The organism is Bradyrhizobium sp. USDA 3315 (assembly GCF_054056795.1).
In genome coordinates, this window is the sequence record NZ_JBSRYP010000001.1 from 6343538 (window position 1) to 6365864 (window position 22327).

At 62.2% G+C, this 22327-nt stretch carries 20 protein-coding genes; 11 read left to right on the forward strand and 9 right to left on the reverse strand.

The annotated features are described in order from the left end of the window. Window positions 1-29: 29 nt before the first annotated feature. Complete coding sequence (locus ACVIYL_RS29635; protein ID WP_456780412.1) at window positions 30-1430, reverse strand: invasion associated locus B family protein; 1401 nt, start codon at window positions 1428-1430, stop codon at window positions 30-32. Window positions 1431-1815: 385 nt separating this feature from the next. Here ACVIYL_RS29635 and ACVIYL_RS29640 point away from each other — a divergent pair, with 385 nt between their 5' ends. Next, window positions 1816-3165 carry an IS701 family transposase gene (locus ACVIYL_RS29640; protein ID WP_456780413.1) on the forward strand — a complete coding sequence of 450 codons (1350 nt, stop codon included), beginning with the start codon at window positions 1816-1818 and terminating at the stop codon, window positions 3163-3165. 453 nt (window positions 3166-3618) lie between these two features. On the opposite strand, the gene ACVIYL_RS29645 is transcribed toward ACVIYL_RS29640, so the two are convergent. Beyond that, window positions 3619-4137 carry an N-acetyltransferase family protein gene (locus ACVIYL_RS29645; RefSeq protein WP_456780414.1) on the reverse strand — a complete coding sequence of 173 codons (519 nt, stop codon included), beginning with the start codon at window positions 4135-4137 and terminating at the stop codon, window positions 3619-3621. 115 nt (window positions 4138-4252) lie between these two features. On the opposite strand from ACVIYL_RS29645, the gene ACVIYL_RS29650 reads away from it, so the two are divergent. From ACVIYL_RS29650 to fabI, 4 genes are read left to right on the forward strand one after another with little or no spacing between them, the layout of a single operon-like run. After that, window positions 4253-6463, forward strand: coding sequence for a DUF3141 domain-containing protein (locus ACVIYL_RS29650; protein WP_456780415.1), 2211 nt, complete (start codon window positions 4253-4255; stop codon window positions 6461-6463). A 26-nt stretch (window positions 6464-6489) separates the two neighbouring features. Further along, window positions 6490-7455: a phosphate acetyltransferase gene (locus tag ACVIYL_RS29655; protein WP_456781903.1), complete on the forward strand. Its 966-nt coding sequence runs from the start codon at window positions 6490-6492 to the stop codon at window positions 7453-7455. A 5-nt stretch (window positions 7456-7460) separates the two neighbouring features. Then, window positions 7461-8675, forward strand: a complete 1215-nt coding sequence (locus tag ACVIYL_RS29660; RefSeq protein ID WP_456780416.1) for an acetate/propionate family kinase — start codon at window positions 7461-7463, stop codon at window positions 8673-8675. Next, window positions 8672-9463: an enoyl-ACP reductase FabI gene (fabI, locus tag ACVIYL_RS29665; RefSeq protein ID WP_456780417.1), complete on the forward strand. Its 792-nt coding sequence runs from the start codon at window positions 8672-8674 to the stop codon at window positions 9461-9463. The genes ACVIYL_RS29660 and fabI overlap by 4 nt, the downstream gene beginning before the upstream one ends. Window positions 9464-9478: 15 nt before the next feature. Here fabI and ACVIYL_RS29670 read toward each other — a convergent pair whose 3' ends face one another. The 5 genes from ACVIYL_RS29670 to ACVIYL_RS29690 form a co-directional block, all read right to left on the reverse strand. Next, window positions 9479-9937 (reverse strand): MaoC family dehydratase, encoded by a 459-nt coding sequence (locus tag ACVIYL_RS29670; protein WP_456780418.1) that lies wholly within the window; start codon window positions 9935-9937, stop codon window positions 9479-9481. 5 nt (window positions 9938-9942) lie between these two features. Next, a complete protein-coding gene (locus ACVIYL_RS29675; RefSeq protein ID WP_456780419.1) occupies window positions 9943-10602 on the reverse strand; it encodes a 3-oxoacid CoA-transferase subunit B in 660 nt (219 codons plus the stop codon). A 3-nt stretch (window positions 10603-10605) separates the two neighbouring features. Further along, complete coding sequence (locus ACVIYL_RS29680; RefSeq protein ID WP_456780420.1) at window positions 10606-11253, reverse strand: CoA transferase subunit A; 648 nt, start codon at window positions 11251-11253, stop codon at window positions 10606-10608. A 92-nt stretch (window positions 11254-11345) separates the two neighbouring features. Beyond that, the gene (locus tag ACVIYL_RS29685; RefSeq protein WP_456780421.1) at window positions 11346-11951 is read right to left on the reverse strand and encodes a hypothetical protein; all 606 of its coding nucleotides are present in this window, start codon (window positions 11949-11951) and stop codon (window positions 11346-11348) included. Then, on the reverse strand, window positions 11948-12907 hold the full coding sequence (locus ACVIYL_RS29690) for an alpha/beta fold hydrolase (RefSeq protein ID WP_456780422.1): 960 nt from the start codon (window positions 12905-12907) through the stop codon (window positions 11948-11950). Before ACVIYL_RS29690 ends, ACVIYL_RS29685 begins: the two co-directional genes overlap by 4 nt. A 98-nt stretch (window positions 12908-13005) precedes the next feature. On the opposite strand from ACVIYL_RS29690, the gene ACVIYL_RS29695 reads away from it, so the two are divergent. The 4 genes from ACVIYL_RS29695 to ACVIYL_RS29710 all read left to right on the forward strand — a co-directional run bounded on the left by ACVIYL_RS29695 (window position 13006) and on the right by ACVIYL_RS29710 (window position 17757). Then, window positions 13006-15492 (forward strand): alpha/beta hydrolase, encoded by a 2487-nt coding sequence (locus ACVIYL_RS29695; protein WP_456780423.1) that lies wholly within the window; start codon window positions 13006-13008, stop codon window positions 15490-15492. Between the two features lie 40 nt (window positions 15493-15532). Continuing rightward, window positions 15533-16405 carry an alpha/beta fold hydrolase gene (locus tag ACVIYL_RS29700; RefSeq protein ID WP_456780424.1) on the forward strand — a complete coding sequence of 291 codons (873 nt, stop codon included), beginning with the start codon at window positions 15533-15535 and terminating at the stop codon, window positions 16403-16405. A 140-nt stretch (window positions 16406-16545) separates the two neighbouring features. Continuing rightward, complete coding sequence (locus ACVIYL_RS29705) at window positions 16546-16722, forward strand: hypothetical protein (RefSeq protein ID WP_456780425.1); 177 nt, start codon at window positions 16546-16548, stop codon at window positions 16720-16722. Between the two features lie 660 nt (window positions 16723-17382). Then, complete coding sequence (locus tag ACVIYL_RS29710; RefSeq protein WP_057020844.1) at window positions 17383-17757, forward strand: hypothetical protein; 375 nt, start codon at window positions 17383-17385, stop codon at window positions 17755-17757. Window positions 17758-17763: 6 nt separating this feature from the next. Here the strand turns inward: ACVIYL_RS29710 and ACVIYL_RS29715 are convergent, their stop codons facing one another. Both ACVIYL_RS29715 and ACVIYL_RS29720 read right to left on the reverse strand, forming a co-directional pair. Beyond that, the gene (locus tag ACVIYL_RS29715) at window positions 17764-19143 is read right to left on the reverse strand and encodes a polysaccharide deacetylase family protein (RefSeq protein WP_253608309.1); all 1380 of its coding nucleotides are present in this window, start codon (window positions 19141-19143) and stop codon (window positions 17764-17766) included. 96 nt (window positions 19144-19239) lie between these two features. Further along, complete coding sequence (locus tag ACVIYL_RS29720; protein WP_253608310.1) at window positions 19240-20055, reverse strand: polysaccharide deacetylase family protein; 816 nt, start codon at window positions 20053-20055, stop codon at window positions 19240-19242. A gap of 84 nt (window positions 20056-20139) precedes the next feature. Between ACVIYL_RS29720 and mgtE the strand changes: the two genes are divergently transcribed. Together mgtE and ACVIYL_RS29730 are read left to right on the forward strand one after the other, a co-directional pair. After that, window positions 20140-21561, forward strand: a complete 1422-nt coding sequence (gene mgtE / locus ACVIYL_RS29725; protein ID WP_253608311.1) for a magnesium transporter — start codon at window positions 20140-20142, stop codon at window positions 21559-21561. A 126-nt stretch (window positions 21562-21687) separates the two neighbouring features. Beyond that, window positions 21688-22008, forward strand: a complete 321-nt coding sequence (locus ACVIYL_RS29730; protein WP_456780426.1) for a helix-turn-helix domain-containing protein — start codon at window positions 21688-21690, stop codon at window positions 22006-22008. Window positions 22009-22327 lie beyond the last annotated feature (319 nt).

The window sequence follows — 22327 nt, forward strand, 5'->3', positions numbered from 1 at the left end:
CCATGTCGCGATGAACGCAAATGGGGTTCTCATTCCTCATCCAACCCGAACTCAAAGGTTTGAGCAGCTGCCCCCTTGCGCACAGCGGCAAATTGATCGAGCGTTAGAGTCAACGCAACCGATGCAGAGGTCAGATCGGTCAGTTCAAGCTTGAGATCCTTGCCGGATTCCAGTTCCGCTAACAGGCGCGCATCCACCGGGGCCGCCGCGATGCAGATGTTGGTGAGGCACCAATTGAACGGGATTTGGGTTGGCGGCCGCTGGTCTACCGATACACGGACGCCACGCCGCAGGTCCGCTCCTTGTGGCACGAACAATTGCAGGCGAGCCGGACCGTCGACGGCGCGCTGGATCAGATCGACACGCGCCACGACCTGATCGAGCTCATCGGTCCCGCTGGATGTGGTCCGGCAGATCGTCGTTCCGTCGGACGAGTCAAAGCAAACCTTTCGCCACTCGGAGTACCGGATCGTCTGAGGAAGACTCAGTCGCGGAGGCTTTGCCTGAAGCTTCTCTGCGGAGGAGCGGCTGCTCGCTTGTTGTTGAGCGTTGCTGGTTGCGGAATGCCTCTCGAGAAATTGGCTGACGAGCGGGGACCAGATCGGCACCGCATCCGGTGCGTCGATCATGAAATGGCCGTCGCTCCCGAACGCCGGCAGCATGCGATACTCCGCATTTCCTCCAGCCACGACGAAGGCGTCATGCATCCGCTTCGCCAGCCCCGGCCCAAAATAGCTGTCGTTCTCCACGTATATCCACAGCATCGGCACGCGCGCTGTCTGGCCGAACTCGCCTGTAGCCGCGACGAGCTTATCGGGAGCACAATTGTTGTTGGGCTTGCCGTCTACTCTGCCTCCACGTCCCGCCGCGAAGGTGATGATGGCGTGAACCGATGACGGGTTGCGGCTCGCGAGAGCGATCGATCCCCAGCCCCCGCCCGACTGCCCCACAACGACGACTCTGCCGGGCTGAACGATCTTCTTCTTACTCATGTAGTCGATGACCCACTCATTCAGAGTGGCGATCGCGAGGCCGGGTCCTCGGAAGTTCGGGTTATCGCAACTACCGACATGCGCAAACACCGAGCCGAAAATTCCCTGATCTTTGTAATCAAGGCTGCTGGCTCCATACCTCATTGGGGAAATGACGAAATAGCCCCGGCTCGCGAACCACTGTGCGGCGGCGCGGTATTCGAGCGCCGGAAACATTGTTCGTTCTTGGACGCCCAGCGCAATCCCGTGGTTCATGATCACGAGCGGAAACGGGCCATCGCCAACTGGTCTTACTACGAAGGCAAGCGCCGGCAATGGAAAGGGGAGCGCCCAGATTTCCTCCTGGATCTTTGGCGATCCAGCAACACCTTCTACAGCCGGGGAACGTATCGGCAGAAACGTCAGCAGGATTAGAGGAATCAGAAGCCGCTTGAGCACCTTCTTACTCCGTTCTCAGGGAGAAATAGTCGCAATGAGAGAAGAATTCGCGGCAAACGTTCGGGGGCTCGCTTACTCCTCAACTTGCCACTTCGAAAGCTAGTTGGCTAAAATGGAAGGCCTTTGACATAGATCATGTCCCGAAGTTCAACTGCGCACGACGCCGGGCCGGTCCAATACCGAGAGGGCAGAACTTCGCGTTTGATGGACCACTTGTGGCCCATCGCGACGTCTCGAGCTGCGGCACGAACATGGTCGCTCTAGGAGCAAAGCGCCCATAGCCTCCTCGCATCACGCCGCCATGCTTATGGGTACACGGCCTAGCACTACTTTGGCAGATTGTTGATTTTGCCGGGTTTTATAGGATTCCCGAATCAATTTTTCAATGATTCATGGGTGGTCGGCTCTGGGAGGGCTGACCATGCCGGGATGGGAAGACGAACTCGAACGCTGGCTGATGCCGTTCTTGGACCGGCTGGGTCATAAGACCCGGCAGCGGATGTGTCCTCTGTATGTTGCGGGATTGATCGGTCCGGGCGATCGCAAGAGCGTTCAGCCGATGGCGGAACGCCTTGCCACGAGCAACTACGACCAGTTGCACCATTTCATTGCGGACGGTGTCTGGGACGCGACGCCGCTGGAGACAGAGCTGCTCAACCAGGCGGACCGACTTGTCGGCGGCAGGGATGCGGTGCTGGTTATTGATGACACCTCACTTCCCAAGAAGGGTGAGCGCTCGGTCGGTGTTGCGGCTCAATACGCGTCGGCTCTCGGTAAAACGGCAAATTGCCAAACGCTGGTGTCTTTGACGCTTGCTCGCGGCGAAGTGCCCGTGATGGTCGCGTTACGTCTCTTTCTGCCTGACAGTTGGACAAGCGACATATCTCGTTTGAAGCGCGCTCGCGTGCCAGTCGAACATCGAACGGCACGGTCCAAGCCCGAGATTGCTCTAGCCGGGATTGACCGCGCGATGGCAGCCAACGTGCGCTTTGGATGTGTGCTGGCGGATGCAGGATACGGCCTCAGCGCACCGTTTCGACAAGGGCTAACAGAGCGCGGGCTGACCTGGGCTGTCGGCATCCCTCGGCACCAGAAAGTGTATCCGGTCGATGTGAAGCTCATTTGGCCGATTACCAAAGTCCGCGGAAAACCACGAAAGCACCACGTGCCCGATATCTTATCGATTGCCGCAGAACAAATGCTCGCCAGCGCCAAATGGAAAACCGTGAGTTGGCGTAGCGGGACGAAAGGTCGGCTTAAAGCCCAATTTGCTGCTCTCCGTGTCCGGACCGCCGACGGCCCTCCGCAGCGGATATGGGATAAAGGTCAGCAGCATCTCCCAGGCGACGAAGCCTGGCTCATTGGCGAGCAACGTGCGTCCGGGGAGAAGAAATACTATCTGGCCAACCTTCCGGCGGCGACGGATCTGCGCACGCTGGCCGCAACCATCAAGGCACGGTGGATTTGTGAGCAGGCGCATCAGCAGTTGAAGGAGGAGCTTGGACTTGATCACTTCGAAGGGCGATCATGGCAAGGTCTCCATCGTCACGCGCTGATGACAATGATTGCCTACGCCTTCCTGCAACATCGTCGCCTCGCACACGCGGGGCGGAAAAAAAAGAATCAACGGGCCTCCGCCTCAACCAACCATGCCCGCCGTACGTCACGCCATCGTCGATCTCATCCTGCGGCCACCGTCTCAGGAATGCCCACATTGCCGAAAGCAAATCCTTGAAAAACAGTGGCGAAAACACAATCTGCCAAAGTAGTGCTAGTTCGCAGCGCGTTGCTTCGAGTCAAAATAGCGCGGCGGTCGCAGCTGACTGGCCTCATTCGTGCAGGAAATCTGCTTGCATCTGCGTCTGAACGTCCGGCGCGAATGATAAGAACTGATGGCACGCGCCGGAAGATAAAGGGCTAGACCCGCGGTTTCTTGAGAAGGGCTTGCCAAGTACCGTTCTTGCGGAGCCAGTCAATCAAGTTGAAGGTCGCACAGTCCCAAATCTCGATGCTCGGTTGAACGTCATTTGGTTCCGATGTGTCGCGTCTTTCGGCGCGGCGGACGCTTAGGGGGCTGCTCGTGGCTCGTTCGTCTGCAGGTGCTTTCCTCATGGCTAGGTCCTTTGGGTCACTGGGCAGTTTGCGGGCGGCGATCGTTAGGCTACAACCGCCGGGCGAAGAGCCGCGTTTACAGCGGTAGAGCCAAACAAATGACCTGCGGATCCCCATCGCCTCGGACCTGAAAGCCAAACTTGGTGAAAACTTTTCGCATTGCCGTGTTCTCCGGCAGGACTTCGGCGACGAGCTGCTCGAGCCCGGCCGCGCGCGCCAGGACAATAAGGTGGTGCATGAGCAAGGTGCCGACGCCCTGTCCCTGATAGTCGTCGATGGTCACGAAGGCGATTTCGGCCGTTCCGGGATTCGCGACGACGTAGCGGCCGCCGCCGATGATCACCTCGTGATCGTGCTCGTCAGCAAGCGCGATCAAGGCGACGTGATTGGTGAAATCGATGTTCATGAAGAAATCGATCTCCTTCGCCGAGAAGCTTCGCTTGGGGCCGAAGAAACGACGTTGCAGGGACTGGCTGCTCGTGCGACCGATCGCAGCCAACATGTCTCCCTGGTCGTCCGCCCGTAATATGCGGATCTCGACGCTCCGGCCATCGCGCAGACGTTCGCTCGCTGCATAATTCTCGGGCACGGGCATAAACGTGTCCTCCCGGCGCCAGAAAGGCGCACGGTCGCGCTCATGGCTTGACCTAGATCAACGATCCGAGCGCGCAGACGCTTTCAATCGATGCGTCGGCGGAAGGACCCAAACGATGTCGCTGGACAATCCGCAACTCCCGGGCGGCCCGATGTCAGGGGTCGTCGCCAAGGCGGTCGAATATATGGTTGATGCCGGGCAGCGCAGCGTGCTGCTGCTGGATATCCTGCGCCAGCGCGGCGATCAGTATCGCGAGCACGTTGCTCAGACGGCGCCCCACGTCCTAAGCTATGCAGCCGAGCTCATCCTGGACGGCCGCACGCTCGAGCAGCCAGTCAACTATGCGTTGGTGCGCATCATCCCGCCCAAGGGCGTGGAAATCGACCTCAAGCGCCGGCCGTTCGTAGTCGTCGACCCGCGTGCGGGTCATGGACCGGGGATCGGCGGCTTCAAGGCCGACAGTGAGATCGGTGTCGCGATGAAGGCAGGGCATCCCTGCTATTTCATCGGCTTCCTGCCCGAGCCGATGCCGGGCCAGACCATCGAGCGCATTGCCCGCGCTGAAGCCATCTTCATCGAAAAGGTCATCGAGCGGCATCCCGGAGCTGATGGAAAACCATGTGTGATTGGGAACTGCCAGGCCGGCTGGGCGATCATGATCCTCGCCTCGCTACGGCCGGAACTGTTCGGTCCGGTGATCGTGGCGGGCGCGCCGCTCGCTTATTGGGCTGGCGTGCACGGCAAATATCCGATGCGGTACTCCGGCGGACTGCTCGGCGGAAGCTGGCTGACCGCGCTTTCCAGTGACCTCGGCGCGGGCAAGTTCGACGGCGCCTGGCTGGTGCAGAACTTCGAGAACCAGAATCCGTCGAATACGCTCTGGACCAAGCAGTATAACGTCTACTCCAAAGTCGACACCGAGGCCGACCGCTATCTCGAATTCGAGCGCTGGTGGGGCGGGCACGTCAACCTCAACGCCGAGGAGATCCAGTTCATCGTCGACGAGCTATTTATCGGCAACAATCTGGCGGCCGGCCGTGTCAAGATGTCTGACGGGGCCACGGTCGATCTGCGCAATATTCGTTCGCCGATCGTGGTGTTCTGCTCAAAGGGCGACAACATCACGCCCCCGCAACAGGCGCTGCACTGGATTCTGGACCTTTACGCTGACGTCGACGAGATCAGGGCACATGGGCAGACCATTGTCTACACGGTGCATGAGACGGTCGGTCATCTCGGCATTTTTGTCTCCGGCGGCGTGGCCAAGAAGGAGCACGCGGAGTTCTCGAGCAACATCGACTTGATCGATGTGTTGCCGCCGGGCCTCTACGAGGCGACGTTCGAGGCGAAGGGATCCGACACCCTCCATGATGAGCTTGCGGTCGGCCAGTGGGTGATGCGGTGCGAGGCCCGCACGCTCGACGACATCCGTGCGATGGGCGGGAACTCGCCCGAGGATGAGCGGCGGTTCGAGACTGCCAAGCGTGTCTCGGAAATGAATCTCGCCGCTTACCAGAAATACCTGCAGCCCTGGGTCAAATCGATGATCACGCCACAGATGGCGGAGATGATGCGCAATTGGCATCCGCTTCGCCTGCAATACGAGGCGTTCAGCAGCGCGAACCCCTGGATGAAGATGGTGGAGAACGCCGCGGACAAGGCGCGCGACGATCGCAAACCCGTCGCCAAGGACAATCCCTTCCTGGCATTCCAGGAGCGGGTATCGAAGCAGATCGTCAGTTCGCTCGATCAGTGGCGCGACTCGCAGGAGGCGCTGAGCGAGGCGATGTTCCTTGCCATTTATGGCTCGCCGGCGCTGCAAGCCGCAGTCGGGGTTGATCCGCAGTCGACACCCTCCCAACGCCGCGACATGGATCCAAAGCACCGTGAGCTGTTGCAAGCCCGCATCGCGGAACTGACATCCAGGATCGCCTCCGGTGGTATGCGAGAGGCCGGCCTTCGGGCCTTGCTTTATGTCGGATCGGCCCGGGGGATGGTGGACGAGCGCAGCCTCGAGGCTTTGCGACGGCTTCGCCAGGCCGATGAGACCGCGCGCATGACGCTCGGGGAGTTCAAGATGTTGGTCCGCGAGCAGTTCTTCATGCTGCTCCTTGATCGGGAGGCTGCACTTGCGGCCATTCCAAGGCTCTTGCCGGACAACATGGACGAGCGTCGCAGGGCATTTGCCGCCATTCAGGACGTGTTGTCGGCAAGCGCAGAGATATCCGGTGAAGTGGCCAGGCGATTGAAGCAGGTCGCCGGGCTGTTCGGGCTCGACGGTCACGACAACACCGTCCCTTTCGATCCGAAAGCCCGGGCATCGTAGCAATTCAGAGCGGAGCGATGGGTGTCATGGCAGCCGGACCGAACCAAGCCCAGCCGGGATCGAAATACGATCGCCTCATCGTCGCCGCGAAGGGCGTTCCCTCGGTCTCCACGATCGTCGTGCATCCCTGTGACGAAAGCTCACTGCGAGGGGCGATCGACTCCGCCGAGACCGACATCATCAAGGCGGTTCTGGTCGGTCCGGCCGCGCGGATCCGGGATACCGCGGCAAAGCACAATATTGATATTGCGGGCTATGAGATCGTCGATACGCCGCCAACTGAGGCTGCTGCGGCGGCCAGGGGCGTCGAGTTGATTCATGAGGGGCGAGGCGAAGTCCTGATGAAGGGCAGCCTCCACACCGATGAGCTGATGCGCAGCGTGACGGCAAAGGTCGGCGGGCTGCGCACGGACCGGCGCATCAGCCACGTGTTCGTGATGGACGTGCCGGCCTACACCGAAACAGTGTTCGTCACCGATGCCGCCATCAACATCTTCCCGGACCTCGATGCCAAGCGCGATATCATCCAGAACGCCGTCGATCTCTACAATGAGGCTGGCTTTGGCACGACACCGCGCGTGGCGATCCTGTCGGCGGTTGAGACGGTGACTTCGAAGATCCCTTCGACGATCGAAGCGGCCGCGCTCTGCAAGATGGCGGACCGCAAGCAGATCACCGGCGCGCTGCTCGATGGTCCGCTCGCCTTTGACAATGCGATCGACCTGGAAGCGGCGCGGATCAAGGGAATCAGGTCGGAGGTCGCCGGCCGGGCGCAGATTCTGGTCGTGCCCGACCTCGAGTCCGGCAACATGCTGGCGAAGAATCTGGCCTATTTTGCCAAGGCCGATGGCGCCGGCATCGTGCTCGGCGCGCGGGTGCCGGTGGTGCTGACATCGCGCGCCGATTCGGCGCGGTCACGGATGGCGTCAGCCGCGGTTGCATGCCTTTACGCGGATGCCCGGCGTCGCCGTGCTCCCATCGCCGCCGCGTGACTGCCATGGATACGATCCTCGTCGTCAATGCCGGCTCCTCCAGCGTGAAGTTTCAGGTCTTTGCCGTGGAGGGCGAGGGCCGGCTCGCGCGGCAGCTGAAGGGCCAGATCGATGGCATCGGCAGCCGGCCACGGATGCGTGCCGGCGGCTCAAGTGGCGAACCGCTGGCCGACCGCGCCTATCCGATCGAGGCGGTTGCCGACGTTCCTGCCGCCATGTCCGTCGCGGGCGCCTGGTTGAGGGAGGAACTCAACATCAACCCTGTGGCCGTAGGCCATCGGGTTGTTCACGGCGGCCCGGATTACGCGCACCCGGTGCTGATCGACCCCCTGGTCGTGTCACGGCTGGAGCGCTACGCGCCGCTGGCGCCGCTGCACCAGCCGCACAATTTGGCGCCCATTAAGTCCCTGCTGACCAATTTTCCGACGTTGCCGCAGGTGGCCTGCTTTGATACGGCGTTCCACCGCGATCATGCCCCGCTGGCCGACCACTATGCCATTCCGCACCAGCTGTACGCCGAAGGCGTCAGGCGCTACGGCTTCCATGGCTTGTCCTACGAATATGTGGCCAAGCGGCTGCCGCAGGTGGCGCCGGAGGTCGCAGTTGGACGTGTGATCGTTGCCCATCTTGGCAGTGGCGCCTCGATGTGCGCGATGCGGGCGGGCCGGAGCGTCGAGAGCACGATGGGATTCACGGCGCTCGATGGTCTCGCGATGGGAACGCGACCCGGCCAGATCGACCCTGGTGTCGTCCTGTACCTGCTCACCGAGAAGGGAATGTCCGCGTCCAAGATGCAGGACTTCCTGTATCGCGATTGCGGCTTGAAGGGCCTGTCCGGCGTCAGCAACGACATGCGCGAGCTCGAGACAAGCGTAGACCCGCGAGCTGCATTTGCGATCGATTATTTCGTCTACCGCGTTGGCCTTAACGCCGGCATGCTGGCAGCCGCGCTGGAGGGACTCGACGGCTTCGTCTTCACCGCGGGGATCGGCGAGAACTCCGTTTCGATCCGTGCCCGCATCTCCGAACGACTGGCATGGCTCGGGATCATGCTGGATCCCGCCGAGAATGCGCGGCACGCGACCAGGATCTCCCGATCCGAAAGCCGAATCCCCGTCTTCGTCGTGCCGACCGATGAGGAATTGATGATCGCGCAGCATACGCTGACGCTGCTCATGAACCAGAGATCGCCAAATCCAAAAAGCGAGAGAGTATCATGAACATCCCGGTTTATCCTGAGACCAACGTCGCTCTGAAGGGCAAGAAGGGATTGATCGTCGGCATAGCCAATGACCAATCGATCGCCTGGGGCTGTGCCAAGGCGTTTCGGGCACTCGGCGCCGACCTCGCTGTCACCTACCTGAACGAGAAGGCCAGGAAGCACGTCGAACCGCTGGCCAAGGCGCTGGAATCGCCGATCTTTATGCCGCTTGACGTGATGGTCGAGGGCGAGACCGAGAAGGTGTTCGAGCGGATCCAGAAGGAGTGGGGTCAGCTCGACTTCCTGCTTCACTCGATCGCGTTCTCGCCGAAGGACGCCTTGCATGGCCGTGTGGTCGATGTCGATCGCGCCGGCTTCCAGAAGACCATGGACGTGTCCTGCTGGTCGTTCATGCGTATGGCCCATCTCGCCGAACCGCTGATGAAGCACGGCGGTACGATGTTCACCATGACCTATTACGGCAGCCAGATGGTGGTGAAGAACTACAATGTGATGGGCGTCGCGAAGGCGGCGCTTGAGGCAGCCGTGCGCTACATCGCGGCCGAGCTCGGGCCGAAAGGCATTCGGGTCCACGCCATCTCGCCAGGACCACTTGCCACGCGCGCAGCATCCGGGATTCCCGAATTCGATGAGCTGATGGACAAGGCGCAGTCGCAGGCGCCGACGCGCAGCCTCGTCAGCATCGACGACGTCGGCAAGGCCACCGCGTTCCTCGCCCTCGACGGTGCAAAGCTGATCACGGGAGACGTGCTCTACGTCGATGGAGGCTACCACATCATTGATTGAGGTGCGCGGGACCGGTCAACTATAGTGGAGCCCGATAACTTCGGCGACGCAGGCAGGGCGGGTACCGCCCTCTATCTCGATCACCACACGGTAGTGAACCCTCAATCCGTCCGGCGGCACGTCTTCGGCTTCCGCGATGCCGACGCGGCCGCGCAACTTTGATCCGGCCGGCACCGGCGCCAGATAGCGGATCCGGTCCGCACCATAGTTAAGCGTGTTCTTCAATCCCTTCAGGCCCATCACCGAGCGGATGAACATCGGCGTCAGGCTCAACGATAAGAGGCCGTGGGCGATGGTCTTGCCTCCGGGCATCTCTGCCTTCGCGCGTTCCTGGTCGACGTGAATCCACTGCTCGTCGCAGGTCGCATCGGCGAATTTGTTGATGCGTTCCTGGGTGATCTCGACCCATTCGCTGACACCAATCTCGGTTCCGACCGCCGACTTGAGCTCGTCAAACCCGTTGAAAATCCTCATGGCATCTACTCGCTTTGGAACGTCATTTCGGGGACGGTATCGGGAATCACGAGTTCGGCTTCCGTCACCGCCAGCACCTCTGCAACCGTCAGGCCCGGCGCCGTTTCAAGCAAGGTCGCCTTGCCGCCCGGGAACGCGATGACCGCCATATCTGTCACCACAAGATCGACAGGGCGCGCTGATGTCAGCGGCAGGTTACATCTGGCCACGATCTTCGACTTTCCCTTTGCCGCATGCTGCATGGCGACGATGACCCGTTTGGCACCGCTGACGAGGTCCATGGCGCCGCCCATGCCCGGCACCATTTTGCCCGGGATCATCCAGTTGGCGAGATGCCCGGTGGCGTCGACCTGCAGGCCGCCGAGCACCGTGATATCGACATGGCCGCCACGAATCAGGCCGAACGACATGGCGCTATCGAAGGTCGCCGCGCCCGGCAACGCGCTGATCGGCTTGCCGCCGGCATCGGTCAGCAGCGGATGAGCCATGCCCTGTTCGGGGATCGGGCCAGTGCCGATCAAGCCGTTCTCGGACTGGAAGAACACGTTGAGCCCTGCAGGAACGTAGTTGGCGACCAGGGTCGGAATCCCGATGCCGAGATTGACGAGGTTACCTGGCCGCAGTTCCTTCGCTACGCGACGCGCAATGATGATTTGTGCATCCATGGCTCACCCGTTCGCAACGAGATAGTCGACCAGCGGTCCCGGCGTGATCACATGATCCGGCGCAATCACGCCGACCGGAACAATATGTTCGGCGGTCACGATCACGATGTCGGCCGCCATCGCCATCACCGGGTTGAAATTTCGCGCAGTGAGGGCATAGGACAGGTTGCCGGCGTAGTCGGCCAGGAAGGCGTGGACGAGCGCGAAATCGGCGCGCAGCGCGGTCTCCAGCAGATACGGCTTGCCGTCGACTTCGATCTTTTGCTTGCCTTCCTCGACAAGCGTGCCGACGCCGGTGGGCGTCAGGACGCCGCCAAGACCGCAGCCGCCGGCGCGGATCCGTTCGACGAAGGTGCCCTGCGGAATGAGGTCGACCGTGATCTGCTCGCCCAGCATCTGTTGCTGCGCTTTCGGATTCAGCCCGATATGAGTTCCTATCATGCTCGACACCTGGGCGCCGTCGAACAGCTTGCCGACACCCTTGCCGGGTGTGGCCGCATCATTGCTGATGAGCGACAGGCCCGATTTCTTCTGCCGGACCAGTTCGTCCAGCAGGCGCTCCGGCGTGCCCACGCCCATGAAGCCGCCGACCATGATGCGCGCGTTGTTCGGGATCATCGCAACAGCTTCTTCGGCGGATACGGCCTTCATGATTGGGCTCCGGCAATCGGTCCGAGGCGGGATGTTTCAGCGAACATTGTCGTTTGGTGTGGTGCTTACGTTGATTTGGGTCAAAGCCCTCGTCATTCGTCGTCTGCGCGGTGGCTAATCCCAATGCTGTCGAGCATCTCCGCCCACAATTTGCGCACCTGTCGATGCCGATCGTTTACGGCCGCGCTGACGGCGTCGCGGGCGGGCTTCAGATCGTCACTTTTCAGAAAATGGATCTGGGCCTGGATCAGGCGGCTGCTTTCAAATTCGATCCGGCGCAAAGCCACAACAAAGGGATCATCCGCGGACGCCTCGACCGGCAGGAGGGCGGCAGGCCGGATGGCGCCGTGCGCGGCATGCCCGAGGGCCGCAATGTCGATCGTTGTGGCAAGCCGGCGATCGGCGACGCCGGAAGCTGGGGCGGGCAGCCAAGCCATTTCCCAGATCAACGTGTTGTAGAAAGCCATGATATCAGGCGCCCACGAGGTCGCGCGCAGGAGAAGGGAAACGATCTCCGTCTCGCGATGCAGCTGTGTGTTCAACTCTGTTTGCCAACCGGCCTTGAACTGGCCTGGCAAGGTCAGAGCCAGCTGCCGCGCAAGCGCGCCATGCATCGAGACCAGGAATGATGCCACCCGAGTTTGTTGCAACGGCGGCACGCGCCCGGAGGCATCGAGCGGGCCCAGGAACTGGTTCATGAGGTCGCCCTTGGCACGGGAATAGCGCGCAGGTGGTCGAAGCCGGCCGGGAAAGGCGTCATCTCGCCACCGGCGTCGTCGGGTGCGATCCATACCGCCTGTTTGCCCTGCCAGCGCTTCGCCAGCACGTCTTCGGCGAAGCGTGCCAGCAGATCGGCCGTCAGTGCGGCCTTCTCGAGGGTAAAGGCGTGGTAGGCATTGGGGACGATGACCAGTGAACTGTCGGCAATGTGAGTGCGCAGGGTTTCGTGCAGCGAGCGCGGCGTGAGGAAGTCAAATTCACCGTTGAGGATCATCGTCGGTGTCTTGATCGACGCCAGTTGTGGCGTCAGGGGCTGAAAGTCGAGGAAGGATTCCATCAAGTTTTGCACCGCATAAACGTCGTTGATTAACCAGCCCTGCCGTTTCACCGCGTCGAGATTGCCGAGTAGCGGCTTGAGCCATGAATCGGAGAGGTTCATTGGCAGCAACAGGTCCTGCAGATAGCTGGTGCCGCCCAGGATCAAGCCGGTGCGCAGTGCATTACCGAGCAACAAAAGCTGCGGCGAGAGTTCCGCAAAGGCGCTCATGGGCGCTAGGCCCGACAGCCTGTTGCTGTGCAAGATCGCATAGCGCAGCGCGATCAGTGCGCCGAAACTGATGCCGCTGAGGAATATCGGACCATCACCGAGCTCATCAATCAGGAGCCGAAGCGCCTCAACCTGATCATCCTGGCTGATGAACAACTCCGGTTTGGCTGAGGCGCCCTGACCGAGCAGATCGAAGGTCGCGACACGAAATCCCTTGCCGACCAGCGCGTCCCGATAAGCTGCCCAGAGCTCCGAATATTGAGTAAGCCCGTTAACGAGCACATAGGCCGGCGCGTCCGTGGCACCGTCCAGCTCATAACGGACGCGGTACGAGCCATGCGACAGGAACGGCATTCGTTTCACTTGCTCGATGCTTTCGGCCGCCAAGTTGGGATGCGCGCCCGTCCGTTCCTTTGACTTAGGTCAATATCGATCGCGCGTACCCAGCGGAAATCTTCCCAAAATTTCGGTCAGGGAGGCTTTCCATGAGGCGTCTTTTTGTTGGCCTGCTGCTGCTCGCCGTCAGCGCATCGGTTGCGACCGCCCAGCCGTTCACGCGCCGCTCGTCGCAAGTGCAGCATGACGGCCTGAAGCAATATTACGAGATCGCCGACTTCAAGCTCGGCGGCAAGTATGATCTGGCCAATCCGTCCAAGTGGGAAAATGGCGGCGAGGGGGGCGTCACCCTTGAATCGCTCGGTGGCGGTAAGCTACGCACCGCCTACATTGCGATTGGCACGCCGCGGCGCAACGCCGCCGGCGAGATCACCAACGCGGTGGTTATCAACTCGTATTACTCGGGCGACTCCACCGACATGTACGAGCAGTGGGTCAAGGGTGCCGCCCTATCGGGGGGCGTTCCGATCATCGGACCGGGCCGTCCAATCGACACCGACCGCTATTACGTCGTAATGGTCGATCCGCTCGGGACCTGGGGCGCAAGCAAGCCCTCCGATGGCCTCGGGATCAAGTTTCCCCAGTACACCTACTACGACATGGTGCAGGCGAATTACCGGATGCTTCGCGATCATTTGAAGATCGCCAGGGTCGCGCTTGCGGCCGGCGTCTCGATGGGTGGCACGCAGACCTATGTCTGGGGCGTCATGCATCCGGAATATGTCAGCGCGCTGATGCCGATCGGAGGCACGACGCAATCGGACGCGGGAGATCCCGTCGGCAACTGGACCTTCCAGTTGATGACGGCGGCGATCGAGTCGGATCCGGTCTGGCAACAGACCAAGGGCGACTACTACAAGCTGCCCAAGGAGAAGCACCCGCTGATGGGCATGGCGTTCGGCTGGTCGGTATTGGGGCTGACCGGTTACGATCTTTCATACCGGACCACGCAGGCTTTCACCGCGGTGCAGCCGGAAATCTTCTATTGGGATCCGCCGAACGAGAAGGCCGGGCTCAACGTCATCAATCGCTCCAAGCTGTATGACGCCGTCGACCTCGTGTGGCGCAACCGCGTTGGCGAGCTTCACAACATCAACAATGATCTCGGTCGCATCCAGTCGCGCACCCTGGTCATGCACATCAAGAACGACCTGTGGCTCAACTTCAAGCTTGCCGAGAAAGCGGTCGAAAACATCCCAGGCGCCGACCTGATTGCCGAAGAGAGCCCGGTCGCACATTACGGCGTGTTCTCGATCATCAATGGCCACAAGAACGACCCGAAATTCGTGTCGTTCATGGATGACGTCGCGAGTCTCGACAGGGCGCAGCAGTTCGTCGACAAGAATTTCCGCACGCCGGGCGTGGCGTCGGACATCGACCCGAAGAAATCCTTCTGGAAGGACTACGTCACCTATCCCTATCCGGTAAAATACGCCAACGCCAAGGACGCCAAGGGCACGACCTGGCAAATCGGCTACATGGATGAATATTACGGCACCGACAAGGATCCGAAGGTCCTGGTCATCATCCACGGCAAGGGGGCATTCGCTGGCCACTACGGCAATATCATGCAGTACGCCCTGCGCAGTGGGTTGCGCGTGATCGCGCCGGACCTGCCGCACTACGGCATGTCGGGCCCGGGCAATCTCGACAAGAGCCCGGCGCGGACCATGCAGGACATGCGTGAAGTGGTCTATGACGTGATCGTCAACCAGCTCAAGGTCAAGCAAGCGGCCTACCTTGGCCATTCCCTGGGCGGCCAACTGATCCTGGGCTATGCGCTGACATATCCGGATGCGGTGAAGAGCCTCATTCTCGAGGCGCCCGCGGGCCTCGAGGAATATCCACGCGAGGTAACGATTGCACCGGGCAAGACTGCTAAGCTGTTCGACGCCTCGCTCGCGGGTAACTTCGACAAGTGGAAGGATGTCTGGGGGCCTACCCAGGTATTAGCCAACGAAATCGCGCGGCCGGAGCAGAACATTCGCGACTTCTTCTATTTCAAGAAGCGCGATCCCGCTACCGGCGTGGTCGGGCGCAGCAAGAGTGGCTACTTCATGAACGACAGCGAGTATGCGCGGTTGCATACCGAGCAGCGCGTCGGCCTCATCAAGGGCAACCCGAAGGAGCTCGAGCAATGGGCCAACGTGTACATTCTCGACATCTACGGTATGGTATCGGAGTTGCAGCAGGATGATCCGAAGAACCTGTATCGGCGGCTGACCGACATCAAGGTGCCCATTTTCCTGGCCTTCGGCGACAAGGAGCCGTTCATTCCCGGAACGCCCTTTAATGGGTTGAAGGACCTCGGTCGCGACATCATCACCCCGTTCATGACGCGGATGACGCGCGCGAACAACCGGCCGATCCTGAAAATCTATCCTGACACCGGTCATTTCATCCACACCGACAATCCGGTGGAATTTCCGGCTGACGTGACCGATTTCGTGATGACCGGCAATCTCGACACCAGTTCGCCGCTCGAGACGGACAGAATTATCAACGGCGTGGTGTCGGCGATGGCTGTTGCGCCGACGCCGGACGGACCGAATCCGACAGCCGGTTTGAATAAGTGACCAGCAGGCTGAGTTGCAACGAGAGGATCAAACTGTAGCAATGCCCAAAGTGCGTGCCGGAGAGGTCGACCTTGGCTGGCGGGAGTGGGGCGAAGGCGAAACCACGGTCGTCTTCGTCCACGGCAATCTCGCCAGCAAGGACTGGATCGAGCTCGCCGCCCCCTTGTTCCCGAGCGGCCTTCGGGTCATCGGAATCGACTGGCGCGGTTGTGGCGACAGCGATCGCCCAGCCGCGACGCCGGACTATACCAACTACTCGATGCAGCAACATGCGCTCGACATGCTGGCGGCGCTGGATGCTCTGCAGATCCCATTCTGTCATCTCGCGACGCATTCCACCGGCGGCATCATCGCGGCGCGGATGTTGCTGATGCGGCCGGAGCGGTTTGGCCGGGTATTCGCGCTCGATCCCGTGACGCCACTCGGGCTCGCGTTCAACGCGAAGCAGATCGGGCTGTTCCGCGCGATGATGGCGAGCCGCGAGGTGACGCGCGCTATGATGGCGACGGCTGCTTCTTCCTTGTTCCTTCCGGACAGCATGGCGCCGAATGCGGTGCCGGTGTTCCGCGAGGGGTTGGGCGCGATCCCAGCCCTGTTCGAGCGTATCCTGGAGCAGACGTTTGGCGTCTCCGAGGGAATATGGATCGGCACGCCCGTCAATCTGACACGCGAGCGGGAAAGCCGCGAGCTCGAGCGGCGGATGCCCGAAATCCGGCATCCACATCTCGTCGTCTGGGGCGAAGGTGACGGCTGGATCGCGCCCGCCGACCTCCGGACCATGGCGGCGGCGATGCCGAACTGCCGGTTGGTCGTCGTGCCGGGCGTCGGCCACTCAATGAACCTGGAAATGCCGCCACTCTATGCCGGCTATTTTGGCGCCTGGTTTGGAGGCCTGAACGACCAGCGATGGTGAAACTCGTGAAGATCCGAATCCTTGGTTCGGTCGACGGGCGATTAGAAGCGGCATGCCGCAGAAGAAGGCCTGCTCGCTTGGAACCTCAACTGACTGTTGCTAGCTCCAATTTGAATCGAAGGGATCGCTTCGGAGGATCCATGGCTGACACCCCAAAACTCTCGGTCGAGAAGGCGCTAAAGAAATTGCGAAATAGCGATGAGCCGAAGTCGAAGAACGAACGTCATGACGAGATAATGAGCGCGCTCGACGAAGAAATAAGGCGCATGAGAGCGCAGAGGCTGCGCCTGGATCGGCTCAAACGCACCCGCGACTAGGGGAACTCGTTGTTGTGGTAGCCCGAACGAAGCCCCGTGACGTCATCGGCTCCTGAGCCTTTGGCCGGAAACGAGTCAGCGATGCTCAACGCGGTTGACAGACCCGCTGCGCTCGGGCGAGTGAACTGACGATCCGGCAAGGTTCGAACCTGCAACCCGCAGTAGAAATCCGCTGCTCGGCCATTTGGCCTACGGCGCGTTGAGCGGGCGGGTGCGGTGGTGGGTCAGTTTGAAAACCCACCGAAAGATTTCCCTTGGTTAATTCAAGGCCGCGTCCATCCCACCCGTAGAACTACGGGCTCCGGGCAATTGGGCCAGGTTGTATTCTCCAGCAGCCGGCCCTGCGATTTTGGCCTAAAAGGCACCCAAACGCCGGAAATGCTCCCTGCGACGTCGCCGCTTCCGGCAAGGCATTGAAATCGCGGCAAATGCGAACGCCCTCCGAGCGCACCATGCCTCAACTAATCCTTGAAATCGCTGAGGTTTTCGTAGCGCGGCCGCTCGCCGGCCGCGCGTGACTCATGTCCAGACTTGGAGCCGGCTGCTGAGGCGGAGATGCCGCTCGACGCGATCCTGTAACGCCGACCGAATAGATGCCGGTACCGCGGCCACCGATTCTGGCGATTGCGCGGATGCAAGCTTGCTTACCCGGAGCGCCTGATGATCTTTGCCAGCTACGCCTACCGTGTCGTCTCCAACTTCGTGTTCCTGGGGCTGGTCTATTTCACGCTGAACCTTCTGGAGAAGTACGAGCAGCGCGCGACGGTCGCGATTCTGGTCCTGGTCTATGCGGCGATGCACGCCTTTTCCGGCCTGCGCTCGTTCTATTTCTTCCAGCGCATCGAGCGCCTGGAGGGCGAGACGCGACGGCTCGCCGCGGCGGCCGGCGAGGGGCCCAATGCTGTCGCCTCGCGCAGGCAGATCGTCGCCGATGTCACCGTGCTCAGGCATGCCGGCGAGATCAAATCCTATATCGATATCTTCTTCCTGGCGCTGGTGATCCTGCTCTGCGTCGCCAAGATCGTGGCCAGCTAGATCACGTCAATCAGGCACGCGCCTGCCGGCCGCCGCCGCCTCGGCGCGCGGCGTACGCTTCTTCAGATTATTGGCGACGTGAACTGACGCATTGTCCGCGGCCGGCGGTGCGACATGCAAGGGGGCGCCATGGGCTCTGCCGTGCGCCGCGGCGGGCACGTGATGCGCGGCCTGTTTCGGATGCCTGGCCTGGCGCGCGGAGAACGCCTGCGCGCGCGGTATGCCAACGCCAACTGCCGCGCGCTGCACGAGGCGGCGATTGGCCGCCGATCGGGCTGCGAGCAGGGTCAGGTCAAGCGCCTCGGGAACGCGGAACACGTCGGACGCCGGGACCGGCAATGTCGAGACGGATGCGAACCGGGCAAGCTGGGGCTGCGGCCACAGCGTGCGGACGGGCATCGCAACCCGGGCGTGCTGTGCGTGGTCGAGGATGTCGGCATCGCGCCAATCCATGTCGGCAAACACCGGGGCAGGCAGCGTCCGCGTCGCGGTGAACACGAAATTCGGAATTTTGGGCCAGCGCGTGGTCGCCACCGTCTCGGTCGGCGGATGCAGGTACCATTGCTGCGGCTGGGTCGGCGTCGCCGGGCGATCGGGCGTTGCGGGCACGACATGAACGATCCGGTAGCCGCGCTCCTTCAGCGTGCTGAGGATGCGCGGCAGCGCCGCAACGGTGCGCGGCTGGATGTCGTGCAGCAGCAGGATGCCCTTGCGCTTGGCTTCGATCCGCTGGATCGCGAGGTCATAGACCCGCTGCGGCGAGATGTGGCGCCAGTCGTCCGCGGGGAAGTCGGCGCTCCAGACCTGGATGCCCTGGGACGCCAGATAGGCCTCCGGGATCTCGGCGCGCATCAGGCCGGGAATCCGGAAGAACGGCGCGAGCTTGCTCTTGTCGCCATTGAGGGCGGCGAGCGTCGAGGCGATGCCGTCGTCGACCTCTTGCCGCACCTTCTCGAGCGGCATCTTGTTCATCGTCAGCGGATGGTTCTGGCTGTGCGTGCCGACGGTATGTCCGGCCGCGATCAGCTTGCGCACGCCCTCCGGATTGAACCGGGCCTGGGAGCCGATGGTGAAGAAGGTCGCCTTGACGCACTGGCTGGCGAGAATCGCCAGCACCTGGTTGCTGTATTTAGGTAACGGCCCGTCGTCGAAGGTCAGTACCACTTCGTGATCGGCGAGCGGCAAGGTCTCCGGATACTGCATGGTGCCGATCCGGGGATGCTCCTTGGGATCGACGACGAGGGTCCGCGAGGTGCCGAGTGCGTTGGGGTTAGGGCAGTCTGCGGCGAGGGCGGCATACGGCGTCATCAAGCCGCAGCCCAGCAGCCCCGCGCGGACCACGGTCCGCGACCGCTTCCGGATCATCACCAGGACGTTTGCAATCATCGAATCTCGGCCGCATTCCAAACGCACTGACGAATCCTTAGGTGCGGCGCCATGAATGCCGCCTTAACGGTCTGTAATCCACCTTGGGTCCCGGGTTCAATGTGACCGGTCGGACACGGTTTTCAGCGCCGCCGGGACGACGTGGACGACGTGGTATTTATGCTCCTGCAGGTACCTCAAGAAGGCGGGCAGCATCTCGGCTGTCCGCATTTGCGGGTCATGCAGCAGGACAATTCCCTTGCGGTGGCCTTCGAGCCGCCCGGTGAGCAGCTTCAGTTCCTCCTCGGGGGTCATCTTGTTCCAATCGCTGGCCCAGAAATCGGCTCCGAACACCGCGATACCGCGCTTTTCCAGGTGGTCCAGCAGGGCGGGTGTCGATTCGAAATAGGGGAACCGGAAGAACGGCGTGCTCGGAATCTTGCTCTCGGTGCCGCGCAGGGCCTTCTGGACCGCTTCGATCCCCCGGTTGATGTTCGCCTCGGCCTGATCCGGCGGGAGTTTGTTGAGATGTGGATGGTCCCAGCTGTGATAGCCGATGGTGTGGCCGAGGCGCGCGATCTTGCGGACCATATCGGGATGATCGGCCGCGTTGCGGCCGACCATGAAGAAGGTTGCCTGCACGCATTCAGCCGCCAGCGCCGTCAGCACCTTGTCGGTGACCCCCGGCGTCGGTCCGTCGTCGAAGGTCAGCACGACCTCGCCATCCCTGAGCGGCAGGGTCTGCGGAAAGCTCTTCAGCCCGACGCGCGGATAGGTCGCGGGGTCGACCTCGAGTACACGTGAGGTGCCGAGCGCGTCCTTGCGCTGGCATTCGGCGGCGTGCGCCGAGCCGAACAGTGCAATAGGCGCGAGCGCGACCAGCGCCGCGAAAGCCTTCCGGAGCGGTCGCGGTGCGCTCGACATCTTTCTCATTGCACTGGGCCCCACCGATTAGGTAATCCGTTCCGCACTCATCCAACCAGTTTTTCCCCTCCTGTCAAACCGGCGAAACACGGCATGGCCGAGAATTTCGACGTTGCCGAACCCGCCGAGGCCGATCCGCTGGCCCGGATGCCGATGCGGGACGAGGAGGGCGAGCTCCGCGGCGAATTCGTCGCGGCGATCACCCGGGCCATCCACGCCGCCGACCGGCCGTTGCTGTGCGAGGTGGTGGCGGAACTGCACGAGGCCGATCTCGGCGACCTGATCGCGGCGCTGGAGCCGGACGACCGCGTCACCCTGGTCGAGATCACCGGCACCGATTTCGACTTCTCGGCGCTCAACGAAGTCGACGAGACCGTCCGCGAGGAGATCCTCGAGGAACTCGAGCCGGAGACGGTTGCCGAGGGCGTCCGCGAGCTCGAATCTGACGACGCCGTCGAGCTCCTGGAGAGTCTCGACGAGGAGGACCAGGAAGAGATCCTGGAGAAGCTGCCGGCGGCCGAGCGCGAGGACATCGAGCGCAGTCTGCTGTACCCGGAGAATTCCGCCGGCCGGCGGATGCAGACCGAGTTCATCGCGGTGCCGCCAGATTGGAATGTCGGGCAGGCGATCGACTACATGCGCGACACGCCGGACCTGCCGGATCGCTTCTACGAAATCTATGTGGTCGATGCCGACAAGCACCTGCTCGGCGCCGTGCCGCTCGACGTGCTGCTGCGCGCGCGCCGCCCGGTCCCGATCAAGGATCTGATCGACGAGGACCGTCGCCGGGTTTCCGCGCTGGAAGACCAGGAAGAGGTCGCGCGGATGTTCGGCAAGTACAACCTGGTCGCAGCTCCCGTGGTTGACACCATCGACCGGCTGGTCGGCGTGATCACCATCGACGACGTCGTCGACGTGATCGAGGAGGAGGCAGACGAAGACTTGAAGGCGCTCGGCGGCGTCACCAGCGACGAAGAGCTGTCCGACACGGTGTGGACCATCGCCCGCGGCCGCTTCAACTGGCTCCTGGTCAATCTCGCTACCGCGTTCCTGGCCTCGTCGGTGCTCGGTCTGTTCGAGGGCCAGCTCGAGAAGATGGTGGCGCTCGCGGTGCTGGCGCCGATCGTGGCGAGCCAGGGCGGCAATGCCGCGACCCAGACCATGACGGTCGCGGTGCGCGCGCTCGCCACCCGCGAGCTCGGCCCGTACAACGCGATGCGGGTGGTGCTGCGCGAGACCATGGTCGGGCTCGTCAACGGCATCGCCTTTGCCGTCATCACCGGCGTTGCCGCGGTGGCGTGGTTCAAGATCCCCGGCCTCGGCATCGTGATCGGGCTTGCGATCATCTGCAATCTGGTCGCCGGCGCGCTCGGCGGCATCCTGATCCCGATGGTGCTGGAACGGGTGCGGGCCGACCCCGCGGTCGCCTCCGGCACCTTCGTCACCACCGTCACCGACGTGGTCGGCTTCTTCTCGTTCCTCGGCATCGCCACGCTGTGGTTCGGCCTCAAGTAACGCGCTCGCGGGTAGGGCGGCGCATGGTTCGGGCGCGAGCCGCGCCGGGCCGCTTATCGTTAATCCGAACTTAACGCGCTTCATCGATGATGCCGCTATCTCCAAGGGGCCATCACGGGGGCCATCATGCAGCGGTTGCGGCTCAAGGCGGACGGACGGATCGTCAAATTGCGCGACGGGCAGGAAATCCCGCTCGTGCCCGCACATCCCGACCGGGCGGCGATGCAGCCTGCGGCCGCGCAGCCGGCCGTACGCGATCTGCGCCGCCGGGCCCAGCTCACCCAGCTGGAATTCGCCGCCAAGCTCGGCGTGCCCGTGGAAACCATCCGCAACTGGGAGCAGGGCAAGCGCGCGCCACGCGGACCTGCCCGCGCGCTGCTCGCCGTGATCGCCCATTCGCCGGAGACGGTGTTCGCCGCGCTGTCGAGCGAGCCGACGGCGGCTTGAGCGGGTAGGGCGCGCTCCATCATCGCTGCAATCTCGGTGTCGTCCCTGCCTAGTGCGCAATTGCGCACGGGAGCAGGGACCCATACTCCGCGGCCCGTGTTGTGAACGGGACTCGTCGTTCAACCATCCCGCGACAATGCCGATCTGTGGTGGTCCCTGCTTTCGCAGGGACGACAGCGAGTGTGTTGCACGATCGGGAGTCAAACTTTCGCATTCTCGCGACATGATCTGCCCGAGCTTTGCTTTTTGTTCCGCCCTCTCTTGAACAGAGGGCGCAGGGAAAGCCGGGTGCCGATCGCACCCATGGGCCCCGAGCAAA